This is a genomic window from Streptomyces sp. NBC_01635, assembly GCF_045209715.1.
GTDB classification, from domain to species: Bacteria; Actinomycetota; Actinomycetes; order Streptomycetales; family Streptomycetaceae; genus Streptomyces; species Streptomyces hirsutus.
In genome coordinates this window covers 4,466,895-4,483,198 of sequence record NZ_CP109277.1, presented here as the reverse complement: position 1 = coordinate 4,483,198, position 16,304 = coordinate 4,466,895, and the positions used below count along the sequence as shown (strand labels likewise).

The following is a 16,304-nucleotide window of genomic DNA, read 5'->3' as shown; positions in this document are numbered from 1 at the left end:
GCGAGGCACTTGATTCCTCGCACAGGTTTGCATTCCAACAAGTGGCTACGATGATGCTACCCGCCAGTAATAAGAAGCAAGCCCGATCCGGCCATCTGTGACGAGATCCGCCTCCGGGGACTTTCCGGAGCGCCCGGCCGCGGATCGCCGGGAAGGGCCGGCCCTCGGTCCGTCGGTCCTTACCGGCCCGTACCCGCCCGCCCCTCCGGTGCCCTCGGTACGCTTGCGCGCATGTACGGCTACGACCAGAACGTAGGGGCACAGCAGGGGTATGTCCCGCCGCAGCAGCAGATGCCGGGCGGCTACGGGCAGCAGCAGCAGCAGCAACAGCAGCAACAGCAGCCGCCGCTGTACCCGGAGCCGTCCGCACCGTCGCTCGCGGACGCGGTGCGCGCCTTCACCACGGGTCAGGTGACCGCCGAGGACTTCCAGCAGGTCTTCGCGACGTCCAAGGTGTACTGCCCGCGCGGCGACAATCCGGGGTTCCTCGCCCTGCACAACACCCAGCAGCCGGTGATCCCGATGTTCACCTCGCTGAAGGAGCTGCGGCGGTACGCGGGCAAGGAGTCCAAGTACTTCGTGATCACCGGCGCCGAGATGATCGACCTGCTGCCGACCGGCTACGGCTTCGTGCTGGACATGGAGGGCGAGCACCGGATGGTGTTCGACGCGAAGGCAGTGGAGCAGATGGTCGAGTTCGCGATGCGGCGCATGTACGGCTAGGGCCCGCCCCGGACGCCCCGGTCACGGGCACGCCCGGTGCCGTCGCCGGGGTCGCCGTCGTCGCGTGACGGGCGGGTGATCTCCGCCCGCCCCGGAACCTGCCGAGCCCGGAGGGAATGCCCTCCGGGCTTTCTCCGTTGCTGCTGGCGGAAAGTTCAACGCTCAACTAAAATGGCCGCACGAGAGAGAGGTACCGACATGCCTGCAGTGACCGTCGAGAACCCGCTGACGCTTCCCCGTGTGACCGCTTCGGCCGACGCCGTGGCACGTCCCGTGCTCACCGTCACGACCGCGCCGAGCGGTTTCGAGGGCGAGGGCTTTCCGGTGCGCCGGGCGTTCGCCGGGATCAACTACCGTCATCTCGACCCGTTCATCATGATGGACCAGATGGGCGAGGTGGAGTACGCGCCCGGCGAGCCCAAGGGAACGCCCTGGCACCCGCACCGCGGATTCGAGACCGTCACCTACATCATCGACGGGATCTTCGACCACCAGGACTCCAACGGCGGTGGCGGCACGATCACCAACGGCGACACCCAGTGGATGACGGCCGGTTCCGGGCTGCTGCACATCGAGGCGCCGCCGGAGTCCCTGGTCATGTCCGGCGGCCTCTTCCACGGCCTCCAGCTGTGGGTGAACCTGCCGGCCAAGGACAAGATGATGGCGCCGCGCTACCAGGACATCCGCAGCGGCAGCGTCCAGCTGCTCACCTCCCCCGACGGCGGCGCGCTGCTGCGGGTCATCGCCGGTGAGCTGGACGGCCACGAGGGCCCCGGCATCACGCACACGCCCATCACGATGGTCCACGCGACGCTGGCTCCGGGCGCCGAGATCACCCTGCCCTGGCGCGAGGACTTCAACGGGCTGGCCTACGTGATGGCCGGCCGCGGCGCGGTCGGCACCGACCGCCGTCCGGTGCACGTGGGGCAGACGGCCGTCTTCGGCGCCGGTGGCTCGCTGACCGTCCGCGCGGACGAGAAGCAGGACTCGAACACGCCGGACCTGGAGGTCGTCCTGCTCGGCGGACAGCCGATCCGGGAGCCGATGGCGCACTACGGGCCGTTCGTCATGAACACCCGCGAGGAGCTCCAGCAGGCTTTCGAGGACTTCCAGAAGGGCCGTCTGGGTTCCGTCCCGGCCGTGCACGGCATGTCGGCATCGGGACCGCAGGAGTCCTGACCCGGGAGCCCCGGGAGCTAGGGGAGTCCTGAGCGGCCGAGCGTGTGGCGGCCCCGTCCGATTCCGGGCGGGGCCGTCCGCCGTTCCCGGTGCGGTGGCCGGGAGCGGAGGAGGGGAGACGACGTGCTGCTTTCGGTGCGGTGGCCCGGGACGGGCGGCCGGCGGGTGGACAGGGTGTGCCGGGCGTGATCGGCTGAGACGATGCAGGACTCCTCGTCATCTCCGTTGCTGCCCGAAGCCGTTCGGCGGTTCGCCGCCTGGTGTGCCGTCATCCTGCTCGCCTGCGGGGTCGGTTACGTCGTGGTGCTGCTGTGCGTGCAGTTCCGGACGGCCGTGATTCCCGTACTGCTCGCCCTGCTCGGGACGGCTCTGCTGCGGCCGTTGCACCGGCGGATGGTGCGGGTCGGGGTGCAGCGGTCCTTGTCGGCGGGCCTGACCTGCGTCGCCGTCGTCGCGGTGGTCGGCGGGGCGCTGTACATCGTCGTGTCCGCGCTGGTCGATTCCGGGGACCAGATCATCGCCTCGCTCAGGACCGCGGCGCGTGATCTCAGCAAGCATTTCGGGGCGGCCGACACCTCCCTGGACGACGTCGTGGGGAACGCGCGCGACCTGCTGTCCAAGTTCGGGGGCACGGCCGCGTCGGGTGTCATCAGCGGGGTCGGCGTGGTGGGACAGGCGATCGCCATGGCGGTGCTCGCGCTGCTGCTCGTCTTCTTCTTCCTGCGCGACTCCGACCGGGCCGCCGAGAAACTGCGCGGGCTCGTGCCGGGCGATTCCGGGGACGCGGTGCTGGCCATGGCCCGGCGAGCCTTCCGGGGGGTCGAGGGCTTCATGCGGGGGACCACCTTCATCGCCTTCATCGACGCCGTCTGCATCACCGTCGGGCTGCTGATCCTCGAGGTGCCGGGCGCCGTCGGGCTGGGCGCGCTGGTCTTCGTCGGGGCGTACATCCCCTACCTCGGGGCGTTCATCTCCGGGGCGGTGGCCGTCCTGGTGGCGCTGGCCGACCGGGGGTTCCTCATCGCGCTGTGGGTGCTCGGCGTGGTCCTCGCGGTGCAGGCGCTGGAGGGGCACGTGCTCCAGCCGATGATCCAGAGCCGCACCGTGCAGATGCATCCGGCGGTCGTCATGATCGCCATCACCGCCGGTGCCTCGGTCGCCGGGATCGTCGGCATGCTGATGGCGGTACCGGTGACGGCGGCGGTCTTCGGGGTCCTGGACGAACTGCGCCAACGCCACAACGCGTCGGCGGAACCGCCCTCGAAGTCGCCCCCGGAGCCCGAGCCGTCGTGAGGGACTTCACGGGGCGGCGCGGCTCTCGGCGGGCTTGCGGCCCTCGGGAGGCCTTGAGGGAGCGGTCCTGTCGGTCCCGTCGGCCCTGTCGGTCCCGTCGGCCCTGTCGGTCCTGTCGGTCCCGTCCGGCGGGGCTTCCGACTCGTCCAGCTCGAACCAGATGCTCTTGCCCTTGCCGCGCGGGGCGACGCCCCAGGCGTGGGCCAGGAGGTCGATCAGCAGCAGGCCGCGGCCGGAGGACGCCAGCTCGCCCGGTGTGCGCCGGTGCGGGAGGTCGTCGCCCGAGTCGGTGACCTCGATGCGCATCCGGCGGCCCCGGGGCCCGTCGGTGATCTCGGCTTCGAGCAGGGCGGCGGCGTCGGTGTGCACGAGGACGTTGGTGAGCACCTCCGACAGGAGCAGGACCGCCGAGTCGACCTGGTCCGTCGAGCACCAGTCGTGCAGCAGCTCGCGCAGTTGCCGCCGGGCTTCCGCGACCCGTTCCGGTTCCGCCTGCTCCACCGTCAGCATGGTGCGGCGCAGCGACGCCCGTACCCCGTCCAGGCCCGTGCCGGCGCCGTGGCCCTCGGTCCGACGGGAGAGCAGCAGCAGGGCGATGTCGTCCTCGCGGCGGTCGATCAGAGGGCCGGTGGTGTGGTGCGAGGAGGGGCCGTGGACCGCCTGGACCAGGGCGTCCGCCAGTTCCTCCAGGTTGCCCTCGTGGCGTTCGAGGATGCCGCGCAGCCGCTGCCAGCCGGTGTCCAGGTCATGGCCGCCGGTCTCGATCAGACCGTCCGTGCAGACCAGCAGGGTCTCACCGGGTTCCAGGGGCATGCGGGTGGTGGGGTAGTCGGCGTCCGGGTCGATGCCCAGCGGAAGCCCGCCGGCCGTCTGCCGGGTCAGCACGGTCGTGTCGGGCATGCGGACCGCCGGCTCGGGGTGTCCCGCGCGGGCGACGTCCAGCACTCCGCCGACAGGGTCGACCTCCACGTAGAGGCAGGTCGCGAAGCGCGGATCGACGGGGTCCACCTCGTTGATCCCGTACAGGAAGCGGGAGGCGCGGGAGAGTACGGCGTCGGGCCGGTGCCCTTCGGAGGCGTACGCCCGCAGGGCTATCCGCAGCTGGCCCATGAGCCCGGCGGCCCGTACGTCGTGGCCCTGGACATCTCCGATGATCAGGGCGAACCGTCCGTTCGGCAGGGGAATCACGTCGTACCAGTCGCCGCCCACCTGGAGGCCGCCGCCGGTGGGGATGTACCGGGCGGCGAGGGTCATGCCGGGGATGCGCTGTGGGCCGAGCCTCGGCAGCATCGAGCGCTGCAGGCCGTCGGTGAGGGCCCGCTCGCTCTCCGCGGTGCCCGCGCGGCTCAGCGCCTGGGCCAGCATCCGTGCCACGGTGGTCAGCACCGACCGCTCGTCGGGGGTGAAGGCGACCGGGTTGACGAAGGCCGCCATCCAGGTGCCCATCGTGCGGCCGGACACGATCAGTGGCAGGAATGCCCAGGAACTGCGGCCGAAGCGTTCGGCGAGCGGCCAGGTGAGGGGATAGCGGGCCCGGTACTGCTGCGGGGTGGACAGGTAGATCGCGCGGCCCGTCCGTACCACCTCGGCGGCCGGGTAGGGCGTGTCCAGAGGCATGTAGAAGGCGTCCTCGGCAGCGGGTTCCTGCCCGTGGTGGCCGATGATGGTGAGCCGGTCGCCCGTCACGCCGAACACCGCGAGTCCGTCGGGTGAGAAGCCCGGCATCGAGAGGTTCGCCACGACCCGCAGCACTTCCTGCGTCGACCGCGCCTCGGCCAGCGCCCTGCCCGCGTCCAGCAGGAACGCCTCCCGGGACCGGCGCCAGTCGCCGGTGACCGTCCCACGGTCCGCGGACGTGCAGGGCACCGGGTCGGTGACCTCCTGAAGGGTTCCGGTGAGCAGGTACGCATTGCGCAGGGGATCGAAGGTCGGCTTGGAACGGCTGCGCACCACCCGTACGATCCGTCCCCGGTCGTCCATGATCCGGATGCGCACCTCGGAGAGGGTGCCTTCGGCGACGGCGAGCCGGATCACCCCGGTGATCTCGTTCCAGTCGACCGGGTGCAGCCGGGCCCGGACCTGGGCCTCGGTGAGGGTGGCCTGCTCGGCGGGCAGCCCCAGGAGCCGTGCCGCCACCTCGTCGACCGTGACCAGCCCGGCTGCCGTGTCCCAGTGCCATCGGCCGGTGTCGACGAGGGCGAGGACCTCCTCCATGGACGGCAGGGGCTCACCTGTGCGCATTGCCCCACTTTATGGAGCTTCAGCACAAAAATGCTACCGGCGTTCTCCGTGGCACCGTCAGACAATCCTGGGGCGGCGATCTTGGACCGGCCGGTAGGCTTGGGGGAGTTTCACGTGAAACAAAGACCCCGATCCGCGAAGGCTGGATGAACGACGATGCATCGGTACAGGTCCCACACCTGCGGCGAGCTCCGCGCCTCTGACGTCGGCACCGACGTCCGGTTGAGCGGCTGGCTGCACAATCGGCGCGACCTGGGCGGCATCCTTTTCATCGATCTGCGCGATCACTACGGCATCACGCAGCTCGTGGCCCGTCCCGGCACGCCCGCCTACGAGGCCCTGGACCGGCTCTCCAAGGAGACCGTCGTCCGGATCGACGGCAAGGTCGTCTCCCGCGGCACGGAGAACGTCAACCCCGAACTGCCGACCGGTGAGGTCGAGGTCGAGGTCGGCGAGGTCGAGGTGCTGGGCGCGGCGGCTCCGCTCCCCTTCACGATCAACGCCGAGGACGGGGTCAACGAGGAGCGGCGCCTGGAGTACCGCTTCCTGGACCTGCGCCGCGAGCGCATGCACCGCAACATCCTGCTGCGGACGTCGGTGATCTCGGCCATCCGCCACAAGATGACGGCGCTGGGCTTCAACGAGATGGCGACGCCGATCCTCAGCGCGACCTCGCCCGAGGGCGCCCGCGACTTCGTCGTCCCGTCGCGCCTCAACGCGGGCAAGTTCTACGCGCTGCCGCAGGCTCCGCAGCAGTTCAAGCAGCTGCTGATGGTCTCCGGCTTCGACCGCTACTTCCAGATCGCGCCCTGCTTCCGCGACGAGGACGCCCGCGCGGACCGCTCGCCGGGCGAGTTCTACCAGCTCGACGTGGAGATGAGCTTCGTCGAGCAGGAGGACGTCTTCCAGCCCATCGAGAAGCTCATGACCGAGCTCTTCGAGGAGTTCGGCAACGGCCGTCACGTGACCTCGCCGTTCCCGCGGATCCCGTTCCGCGAGGCGATGCTGAAGTACGGCTCCGACAAGCCTGACCTGCGCGCCAAGCTGGAGCTCGTCGACATCACCGACGTCTTCGAGGGGTCGGAGTTCAAGGCGTTCGCCGGCAAGCACGTGCGCGCGCTGCCGGTGCCGGACGTCTCCGGTCAGCCGCGCAAGTTCTTCGACCAGCTCGGTGACTACGCGGTCTCGCAGGGCGCCAAGGGCCTGGCGTGGGTGCGGGTGGCCGAGGACGGCTCGCTGACCGGCCCGATCGCGAAGTTCCTGACCGAGGCGAACATCGCGGAGCTGACCAAGCGGCTGTCCCTCGCCCCCGGCCACGCGGTGTTCTTCGGCGCGGGCGAGTTCGACGAGGTCTCCAAGATCATGGGCGCTGTCCGGGTCGAGGCCGCGAAGCGGGCCGGCCAGTTCGAGGAGGACGTCTTCCGCTTCTGCTGGATCGTCGACTTCCCGATGTACGAGAAGGACGAGGAGACGGGGCGGATCGACTTCTCGCACAACCCCTTCTCGATGCCGCAGGGCGGCCTGGAGGCCCTGGAGACCCAGGACCCGCTGGACATCCTGGGCTGGCAGTACGACATCGTCTGCAACGGCGTCGAGCTGTCCTCGGGCGCGATCCGGAACCACGAGCCGGACATCATGATCAAGGCCTTCGAGATCGCGGGCTACGACCGTGAGACGGTCGAGGACAAGTTCGCCGGCATGCTGCGCGCCTTCCGCTTCGGCGCCCCGCCGCACGGCGGCATCGCGCCCGGCGTCGACCGCATCGTCATGCTCCTCGCCGACGAGCCCAACATCCGCGAGACCATCGCCTTCCCGCTCAACGGCAACGCCCAGGACCTGATGATGGGCGCCCCGACGGAGCTGGACGAGGCCCGCCTGAAGGAACTGCACCTGACGGTGCGCAAGCCGCAGGCGAAGTAGGCCACAGGCACAGCATGAAAGCGGCTCGGAACCGGACACCGGTTCCGAGCCGCTTTCTGTTCGGACGCGGTCAGTACAGGGCCTTGTATCCGCCCCAGCCGGTGCCGATCTGGGTCCGTGCGCCGATGCCGCCCTTTCCGTTGCCGTAGTTGCGGAACAGCTTGCCGGAGGTGTCCCGGGAGATCAGGTCGCCGATGCCGTCGCGGTTGAGGTCGCCCACGCCGACGACGGCGTTGTAGGAGCCGCCCCACTTGGTGGCGATCCTGACGCGGGCCTTGAAGGTGCCGGTACGTGTGCCGTTGTAGCGGTAGAGGTTGTTGGACTTGTCCTGGGCGAGCAGGTCGCCGATGCCGTCACCGGTGATGTCTCCGACGGCGACGATCTTCTTGTACGTCTTCCAGTTGCTCATGATCTTGACACGGGCGGAGAGCTTGCCCGCGCTGGTGCCCTTGTAGAGGTACATGTCCCCGGTGGACGCCTTGCGGACGATCAGGTCCGGGCGTCCGTCCCCGGTGATGTCACCGGTCGAGAGCATGATGTCGTACTGGTTCCAGCCGCTCTTGCCGATCGTGGTGTACGGCGTCGACGCCTTCAGCGCGGCCCCGCACTTCGGCTTGTAGAGCCGCAGCGAGCCGTTGCTCGGCCGTACGACGAGATCGTTGCAGCGGTCGCCGCTCAGGTCACCGAAGGGCACGACCGTGGTCCCCTTCGGCCAGCCGGTACCGCCCACCTTGGACGAGAGGGTGCCCTTGCCCGTGCCCCGGTGGATGGTCAGGGAGCCCGTGGAGTTCATGGTGAGCAGGTCGCCGGTGCCGTCCGAACCGCTGTAGTCGTGGCGTACGGGCGAGCCTCCGGTCAGCGTGCCGCTGCCGCTGCCGATGGTCACGGCCGTGGAGGTGCCAAGGCCGGTCGCCTTCAGGCTCCACTTGAACTGGCCGTTGGGGAAGCGGACACCGCCCGCTGTCCTGCCGTCCCAGTTCGCCGTCACCTGCGCGGTGGCCGCGCCGCCGGTGAGGGTGCGGGTGGCCTTGCCGGTCTCGCCGCTCTCCACGGACGTGAACGTCAGCGACCAGGAGGTGACGGGGCGGGACAGCAGCCAGGTGCCGGTCCAGGGCTTCGCGGCGGTCAGGTTCGCCTGGGCGGCGGCGTCCGTCGTGAACGCGGTCGGGGCCGACGGGGAGAAGCCGGTCGTGGCGACATGGGTGCGCTCGTGGATGTCGAACCAGGCCACCAGGCCCGTGTACTCGTCCACGGTCCAGCGGTAGCGGCGGTCGGCGGCCAGGCCGGTGTCCGGTAGCTCGGAGGCCAGTACGCGGGTGGCGCCGGTGGCCGCGTCGGTCAGGACGAGGGTGCCGGCCGCGTGGTCGTGGCGGACCGTGAAGCCGTCGCCGAGCAGTACGTCACCCGGGGTGACGGCGCGGGAGGTGCCGGCCTTGGTGTCGTACACGCCCGCCGAGGAAGTGCCGCAGGACCAGTACAGCCAGCGGCCCGCCGCCTGCAGCTCGCTCGGGACGCAGCGCGCGCCCGGGACGGCGATCGTGGTGAGGGTCTTCTTCTCCGTCAGGCTGTAGGAGGTGACCCGGCCGGCGGTGCTGGTGGCGCTCCACAGCACAGGGCCGTTGAGGGCGGCGGCTTGGACCGGGCGCTTCAGCAGTTGGCCGTGGCCGAACCGGCCGACGTACTGGGCCGGGGCGGAACCGCCGGAGTCGTAGACCGCGTAGTCGTCGGAGACGTCGACGATGCTGCCGCCCGTGGTGGTGAACCCCAGGGCGTTGTAGCCGATCGGGACCAGCCGGTCCGAGCCCGGCACGGGGCCGTCCTCGTAGACGTCGGAGGCCCCCTCCAGGTAGACGTCCCGGGGCGAGGTGACCGTGTTGCCCCACAGGGCCGAGCACGTGGTGTCCGGGTAGGGGCACTTCGGGTGGATCTTGGCGCTCTCGGTGGCGGGGGACGCGGTGAGCACCGTACCGCCGTTGGTCGTCAGGGGCCGTACGGAGGTGGTGTGGAGGCCGTTGGCGTTGCCGGGGTCGACCTGTGCGACCCGCAGGCTGCCGCGGCTGAGGGCGATGCCCGTCTTGGCGTTCTCGACCGCGGGCACCTGGTACAGCTTCGTCAGCTTCGGCGTGCCGTCCGCGGCCGTGCTCACGCGCTGCACCCACCAGTCGGTGGCGCCCGTGCCGCCGCTGACGAGAGCGGTGTCGCCGGGTCCGCGTACCGCGAACCTGCCGGCCTTCTCCAGCAGGGTGCGGGACGAGCCGTCGGTGAGGGAGAGGGCCGTCAGACTGCTGGCGCCCGTCTGCGGAGGCAGCAGCAGCCAGTCACCGATCAGGGCCGGCTTGGCACTCTGGTAGGGACCCGGCAGCTCGACGAACTTCTCCTCGCCGCCCGGCTCGGTGCGCGGCTTGAAGTGCAGACCGCCGTCGCCGTACCAGCCGATCCTGTCCTCGCTCAGGACGGCGGGGGCGGTGGCGGAGACGCCGCTGAACGCCTTGGTGACGGCGGCCGACTCGATGTCGATGTAGTACAGGCCGGTGCCCGACCTGACCAGCACCCCGGCCGCGTCGGCGGCCAGGACGTAGCCGTCGTTGACCACCACGTCGGCCGGTGTGAAGGGGCGCTCGCGGCGCTCGCCGGCCACGGTGTCGACGAGGGTACGACTGGTGACGACGGTGGTCCCGGCCAGCGCCCGGTAGGGGTACGCGGAGGTCACGGTCGACGTCTTGCGGGTAGCCGGGTCCCACAGGGTGACGGCGGTGGCGGACGTGCTCGTCGGCAGGGCGACGAGGTCGCCGTCCGAGCCGTACCAGGCCTGCCGGCACGTCGAGCCGAGGTCCTCGCACGGCGCCGTCTGCGTGAAGACGCCGTCCGGGGTCCGCACGCCGACGGTGGTGCCGTCCGCGTAGCTCGTCCACAGCAGTCCGGGGACTCCCGACTGCCGGTGCAGGAAGCCACTGGGACCGGCGGCGAACGGCCGTTCGCCGCGCGGCTGGGTCGAGGCCGGATCGGTGAGCGTGATCTTGGTGGTGCCGGCCGCGCTCTGCGCGCCCGCGGCCCGAGCGGGGTCGCTGCTTCCGGTGAGGACGGTGACGGACGCGGCCGCGACCGCGAGCGTGGCGACGGTGGCGGCCAGACCGCCCCGTCCCAGGGCGTGTCTGCCCACGTGAGGTTCCCTCCCTGCGAGGGTCCCCTGCCCTCGCACAAGTGAGCGGACTCTACCAGGGGGTTTTCAGCTCTTTTCGCGCCCTCGGATCTTGAACAAGCCACGGGGCCCGCTTCCTGGACCTGCGCCGCGAGCGCATGCACCGCAACATCCTGCTGCGCACGCGGATATGAGCGGCCTTTGACGCTACGTCTTCAGGGTTGTTCGGAGGCGTCCGTCGGCACGGTCGGGCCCTCCTTGAGAACGTCCTCGGCCGTGGTGGCCGTCAAGGAGCGATCGAACCAGGCGGTGAGCGTGTCGAGGTCGGTGCAGGTGGTGATGCGCTCGTGGACGCTGTCGGGGATCGTGAGCCCGCGTACCTGCAGTGCGCGCAGGATGTCCTCGGCCTTTCCCTCGGCCTTTCCCTCCAGGTACGTCTCCTCGATCAGGGTTCCGCTTCCCGGGAAGTGACTGGCGAAGCTCATCAGATCTCTCCATTTCTGCTTGGTCGGAGTGTTCTCCAGGCCGATTTCCACCAGCTCGAACCAGTACGACATGGTGTGCGGAGCGAGGGACGCGAATCCATGGGCCACCGTGTCCAGTATGGCGTCCGCCCTGCGGTCCCCGCTGTGAACGATGGCCGAGAGTGCCGACAGCGCCGGCTGTCGGGTCACCATCGACGTGTCGGTGACCTTCGGGACGGTCTGCGGTCCCAGGACGAACGGGCGTGTGGTCTGGGTCGACCACGGACCCACGGCGCATTCGAAGGGTCCCATCGCCCAGGCTGCCGTGGCCCGGTCCCGGCAGACGATCACCAGCAGCACCGGCATGTCGAATTTCGCGCTCAGATAGGCGACGTAGTAGGACCAGCTTCTGGCCTTGTCCGGGTCCTTCTTCGTCTGGGACTCGACGGCGAGCAGGAAGCTCTCCCCCATGTCGGGCTCGAACTTGAGCACCGTGTCGACGCGACGCTCGAGTGGCCGGATCTCCGTGGTGTCGGGGGAGAGTTCGCCGAAGTCCTGCTTCACGGGCGGGGGAAGCCGCAGCGCCTCGAAGACGGGTGCGAGGGCTTCCGGGTGCTCCTGGAGGAGCCGATGGGAGACCTCGTGTGTCGATGTGACCATGGGAGTGAGCCTGCTGGGCCCATGATCCCGGCGTGGGGCATATGCGGGGGCATTCACCCGTTCGGGAGCTGGAAAAACGTTCCAGGGAAACAGGGCGTTGACTTGCTCCCCGGACGTGCGGGTCAGCGGGCCACGAACTGGGTGAGGATGGCCTGCACCTCGTAGATGTCGACGCCCTTGGTGAAGGTCTTCTGCACCGGGGTGGAGGTGCCGGAGAGCCAGATCTTCAGCTCGGCGTCGAGGTCGAAGGTGCCGGCCGTCTCGACGGCGAAGTGGGTGATGCTGCGGTACGGGATGGAGTGGTACTCGGTCTTCTTGCCGGTGATGCCCTGCTTGTCGATCAGGATCAGCCGGCGGTCGGTGAAGAGGATGGTGTCGCGGATCAGCAGGTAGGCGGCGTGCACCTGCTCGCCGTGGCCCAGGAGGCGGGCGTACTCCTGCTGCGCCTGCGCCGGGTCGATGCTGTGCGCGTTGCCGAACAGTGCCATGAAAGGTCCCCTGCGTGAAGTGGTCTTCGCATGAAGTGATCTTTCCTGGACGTTATCGGACATTGCTGAACGCGTCAGGGCCCGGGAACCTTTGTTCCCGGGCCCTGACGTCGGTGGTGCGGGGTCGTTACGCGGGCTGCGGCTCGCCGCCGAAGCGCTCCTTGTACGCGTCCAGGTCGTCGTCCGTCAGCTTGGCGAAGAGGACCGGCGGGACGGTGAAGGGCGTGCCGGCCGGGACGGAGGTGAGGGCGCGGGCCTCCTCGGCGGAGACCCAGACCGCGGTGTCATCGGCCAGGGAGAAGACCTGGCGCATCGCCGCCGACGTCGACGGGATGAACGGCTCCGACACCACCGCGTACAGGCGGATCAGGTTCATCGCCGTACGCAGGGTGAGGGCGGCGCCGTCCTGGTCGGTCTTGATCTCCAGCCAGGGGGCCTTCTCCTCCAGGTAGGAGTTGCCCGCGGACCACAGGGCGCGCAGCGCGGCGGCCGCCTTGCGGAACTGCAGCGCCTCCATCTGGGTCTCGTACTCCGCGAGGAGCGAGGCGATCTCCTCGCCGAGCCTGGTCTCGGCCTCGCCGGGCTCGCCGCCCGCCGGGACCTCCTCGCCGAAGCGCTTCTTGGAGAAGGACAGGACGCGGTTGACGAAGTTGCCCAGGGTGTCGGCCAGGTCCTTGTTCACCGTGGCGGTGAAGTGCTCCCAGGTGAACGACGCGTCGTCCGACTCCGGCGCGTTGGCGATCAGGAAGTACCGCCAGTAGTCGGCCGGGAGGATGTCCAGCGCCTGGTCGGTGAAGACACCGCGCTTCTGGGAGGTGGAGAACTTGCCGCCGTAGTACGTCAGCCAGTTGAAGGCCTTGACGTAGTCGACCTTCTTCCACGGCTCGCGGACGCCCAGCTGGGTGGCCGGGAACATCACCGTGTGGAACGGGACGTTGTCCTTCGCCATGAACTCCGTGTAGCGGACGGTGTCGTCCGCCTCGTACCACCACGACTTCCAGTCGCGCGTCTCACCGTCGGGCGCGGAGTCCGCCCACTCCTTCGTCGCGGCGATGTACTCGATCGGGGCGTCGAACCAGACGTAGAAGACCTTGCCCTCGGCCGCCAGCTCCGGCCAGGTGTCGGCCGGCACCGGGACGCCCCAGTCCAGGTCGCGGGTGATCGCGCGGTCGTGCAGGCCCTCGGTCAGCCACTTGCGCGCGATGGACGCGGCCAGCTGGGGCCACTCCTCCTCGTGCCGGGCCACCCACTCCTCGACCTCCTGCTGGAGCTTCGACTGGAGGAGGAAGAGGTGCTTGGTCTCGCGGACCTCCAGCTCCGTGGAGCCGGAGATCGCCGACCGCGGGTCGAGCAGGTCGGTCGGGTCCAGCACACGGGTGCAGTTCTCACACTGGTCGCCGCGCGCCTTGTCGTAGCCGCAGTGCGGGCAGGTGCCCTCCACATAGCGGTCCGGGAGGAAGCGGCCGTCGGCCGGGCTGTAGACCTGCCGGATCGCGCGCTCCTCGATGAACCCGTTCTCCCGGAGGCGGCGGGCGAAGTGCTGCGTGATCTCCACGTTCTGCTGCGAGGAACTGCGGCCGAAGTGGTCGAAGGCGAGGGCGAAGCCGTCGTAGACCGCCTTCTGCGCGTCGTGCGCCTGCGCGCAGAACACGTCGACGGGCAGGCCCTGGTCCTTCGCGGCCAGCTCGGCCGGGGTGCCGTGCTCGTCCGTCGCGCAGATGTACAGGACGTCGTGACCGCGCTGACGCAGATAGCGGGAGTAGACGTCCGCCGGGAGCATGGACCCCACCATGTTGCCCAGGTGCTTGATCCCGTTGATGTACGGAAGGGCGCTGGTGATGAGGTGTCGAGCCATCGGGGGCTGCTCCCAGGTTGAAACGTACGGAACCTCCAAATCGTAGCCGACATGGGTACGCCGCCCGCTTCTCGTTTTATGGGCTGAGAAGCGGGCGGCGCGGGGGTGTGCGGGAGGGCTGGCGCCCGTCTGTCACCCGTGGGGCCGGAGGCCCCACCCGGGTCAGGGACGCCAGGACTCCAGTACGGCCTCGTAGAGCTCCTTGTCGGTGAGCTCCAGGGGAGACTCGCCGGCGAGGAAGTGGGCCGTGTTCGGCGTCTTCAGCTTGCGGAGGTAGTCGAACGCCTTGTTGTCCGGGTCTCCGAAGGCGACGAACGAGAAGAAGACGGAGGAGTGGGTCTTCGCGGCCTCCGTGAGGGCCTGGGTCGCGGGGGTCTTCGCGTCGGGGGCGCCGTCCGTCTGGAAGACCACCAGGGCGGGCGTGCCGGGTGCCGCCTTGTCGTGCAGCGCGAGGACCTCGGCCACGGCCGCGTGGTAGCTGGTCCGGCCCATACGGCCGAGGGACGCGTGCAGGGTGTCGATCTTGTTCTCGTGGTCGGCGAGGGTCAGCTCGCCGGTTCCGTCGATCTCGGTGGAGAAGAAGACGACCTTGACCGTGACGGACCCGGGGTCCGTGTCGAGGTGGGCCGCGAGAGCGAGGGTCTGCTCGGCGAGCGCCTGTGCGGAGCCGTCCTTGTAGTACGGGCGCATCGACGCGGAGCGGTCCAGGACGAGGTAGACCTTGGCGCGGGTGTCGGCGAGGCCGCGCTCCGCGAGGGCCTGGCCTGCGGCTTCGTAGGCGGTGCGGAGTGCCTCCGGCGTTTTGAGGGGGGTGGTGGGGCCGGCGTCGGCCTCGACCTCGGCGTCGGCCGCGACCTTGACCTCGGCCTCGGCCTCGCCTTCGGCCTTGGTCGTGTTCTCACCCGCACCGCTTGTGCGGCTTTCGTCGTCGGGTGCGGGCGGCCCCTGGGGGGTGTCCTCGCCGTCGGCGGCCTCGGGCTGGGATTCCGGGGTTGCCTCCGGCTCCGACTCCGGCTCCGGCGTCGTTGCTGCCGCGGACTGTTCCTCCGGCTCCGGCGTCGGTTCCGGCTCTGCCTTCGGGGTGGCCTCGGCTGCGGGTTCCGGTTCCGGCTTCGGCTCTGGTGCCGCCTCGGTCACCGGCTCGGCCTGCGACTGCTCGGGCTGGGCCTTCGGGGCGGCCTCGGCCACCGGCTGGGGCTCGGGCTCGGGCTCGGGCTTGGCTTCGGCCTCGGGGGTGGTGTCGGCCTCGGGCTCGGCTTCGGGGGCTGTGTCGGCCTCGAGCTTGGGCTCGACCTTGGTGTCGGCCTCAGCCTCGGGCTTGGCCTCAGCTTCGGCTTCGGTCTCAGCCTCGAGCTCGGCTTCGGGCTCGAGCTTGGCCTCAGCCTCGAGCTTGGCCTCAGCCTCGGGCTCGGCTTCGGTCTCGGCCTCGGGGGTGGTGTCGGCCTCAGCTTCGGGGGCTGTGTCGGCCTCGGTCACCGGCTCGGCCTGCGGCTGCTCGGGCTGGGCCTTCGGGGCGGCCTCGGCCACCGGTTGCGGCTCAGTCTCGGGCTCGGGCTTGGCCTCGGGCTCGGGGGTGGCCTCAGCTTCAGCCTTGGGGGCGGTGTCAGCCTCGGGCTTGGCTTCAGCCTCAGCCTCGGGGGCGGCGTCGGCCTCGGGCTGTGGGGTGTCGGGGGTTGTCGCCGGCTTCGGCTCGGGCTGTTCGGCCGTGGCTTCGGGGGTCGGCTCCGGGTCGGGGTGGGTCTCTGTCTTCGGTTCCGGGGTCGGTTCCGGGGAGGTGGTGGTGGAGGGCGTCGCGTTGTTGAAGGCCGCGGAGACGAGGTCGTGTTCGTCGGTGCGGGGTTCCGGGACGGAGGCCTTGGTGGCCTGCGGCGTCGGTTCGGGGGAAGGGGACGGAAGCCGGGGGGCCGAAGCTGCGGCCGCCGTGGACTCGTCGGTCGGCTCGGGCGGCGTCGGGGTGGCCGCGGTCGCGGCGTCCGGACGGGCGGTTTGTTCCGCACCGTCCGTTTCCGCGACCGGCGTCGCACCCTCTACCTCTGCCGTGCTCGCTTTGCGTGACCGGCCGAACGCGTTCCGCAGGAGAGTGAGAATGCCCATGTGCGCAACCCTTCGCGTGAGTTGTAGCCCGTCGATCCCTGGCCAGGACGGACACGTAAGGTTAGCGGCCCTTGTGGGTGATCTTGGGCAGGGTGTCAAGGGCGCCATTCGGCCCCTGAGGGCCGGAGTGCAGTGAAGCAGGTAACTCCCTTCGTGCTGCCGCAGGTTCACTCTCCGTTCACCCTGACGCCCGGCTGCCGCACATATGTGCCCCTACGGTCACGCTGACACCCCGGGTTTCCAAGGAG

The 16,304-nt window shown here is 69.9% G+C and carries 10 protein-coding genes; 4 read left to right on the top strand and 6 right to left on the bottom strand.

All coding sequences use genetic code 11. The features are described 5' to 3' along the window. The first annotated feature begins 231 nt into the window (after window positions 1–231). The 3 genes from OHB56_RS20855 to OHB56_RS20845 all read left to right on the top strand — a co-directional run bounded on the left by OHB56_RS20855 (window position 232) and on the right by OHB56_RS20845 (window position 3,195). A complete protein-coding gene (locus OHB56_RS20855; RefSeq protein WP_406354959.1) occupies window positions 232–723 on the top strand; it encodes an SseB family protein in 492 nt (163 codons plus the stop codon). A 198-nt stretch (window positions 724–921) separates the two neighbouring features. Next, window positions 922–1,902, top strand: coding sequence for a pirin family protein (locus tag OHB56_RS20850; protein WP_055592596.1), 981 nt, complete (start codon window positions 922–924; stop codon window positions 1,900–1,902). Between the two features lie 201 nt (window positions 1,903–2,103). Continuing rightward, window positions 2,104–3,195, top strand: a complete 1,092-nt coding sequence (locus OHB56_RS20845) for an AI-2E family transporter (protein WP_326753653.1) — start codon at window positions 2,104–2,106, stop codon at window positions 3,193–3,195. 6 nt (window positions 3,196–3,201) lie between these two features. Here the strand turns inward: OHB56_RS20845 and OHB56_RS20840 are convergent, their stop codons facing one another. Beyond that, window positions 3,202–5,436 carry a SpoIIE family protein phosphatase gene (locus tag OHB56_RS20840; protein WP_406354957.1) on the bottom strand — a complete coding sequence of 745 codons (2,235 nt, stop codon included), beginning with the start codon at window positions 5,434–5,436 and terminating at the stop codon, window positions 3,202–3,204. Between the two features lie 156 nt (window positions 5,437–5,592). On the opposite strand from OHB56_RS20840, the gene aspS reads away from it, so the two are divergent. Continuing rightward, window positions 5,593–7,356 (top strand): aspartate--tRNA ligase, encoded by a 1,764-nt coding sequence (aspS, locus tag OHB56_RS20835; protein WP_326753651.1) that lies wholly within the window; start codon window positions 5,593–5,595, stop codon window positions 7,354–7,356. A 70-nt stretch (window positions 7,357–7,426) separates the two neighbouring features. Here aspS and OHB56_RS20830 read toward each other — a convergent pair whose 3' ends face one another. From OHB56_RS20830 to OHB56_RS20810, 5 genes are all read right to left on the bottom strand, one after another. Next, complete coding sequence (locus OHB56_RS20830; protein WP_406354955.1) at window positions 7,427–10,516, bottom strand: FG-GAP repeat domain-containing protein; 3,090 nt, start codon at window positions 10,514–10,516, stop codon at window positions 7,427–7,429. Between the two features lie 194 nt (window positions 10,517–10,710). Next, window positions 10,711–11,619, bottom strand: coding sequence for a hypothetical protein (locus tag OHB56_RS20825; RefSeq protein ID WP_350854147.1), 909 nt, complete (start codon window positions 11,617–11,619; stop codon window positions 10,711–10,713). A 122-nt stretch (window positions 11,620–11,741) separates the two neighbouring features. Beyond that, a complete protein-coding gene (locus tag OHB56_RS20820) occupies window positions 11,742–12,107 on the bottom strand; it encodes a PH domain-containing protein (RefSeq protein ID WP_055592601.1) in 366 nt (121 codons plus the stop codon). 127 nt (window positions 12,108–12,234) lie between these two features. After that, window positions 12,235–13,962: a methionine--tRNA ligase gene (gene metG, locus OHB56_RS20815; protein WP_406354952.1), complete on the bottom strand. Its 1,728-nt coding sequence runs from the start codon at window positions 13,960–13,962 to the stop codon at window positions 12,235–12,237. Window positions 13,963–14,124: 162 nt separating this feature from the next. Beyond that, on the bottom strand, window positions 14,125–16,056 hold the full coding sequence (locus OHB56_RS20810) for a VWA domain-containing protein (protein ID WP_406354950.1): 1,932 nt from the start codon (window positions 16,054–16,056) through the stop codon (window positions 14,125–14,127). Between the last annotated feature and the right edge of the window lie 248 nt (window positions 16,057–16,304).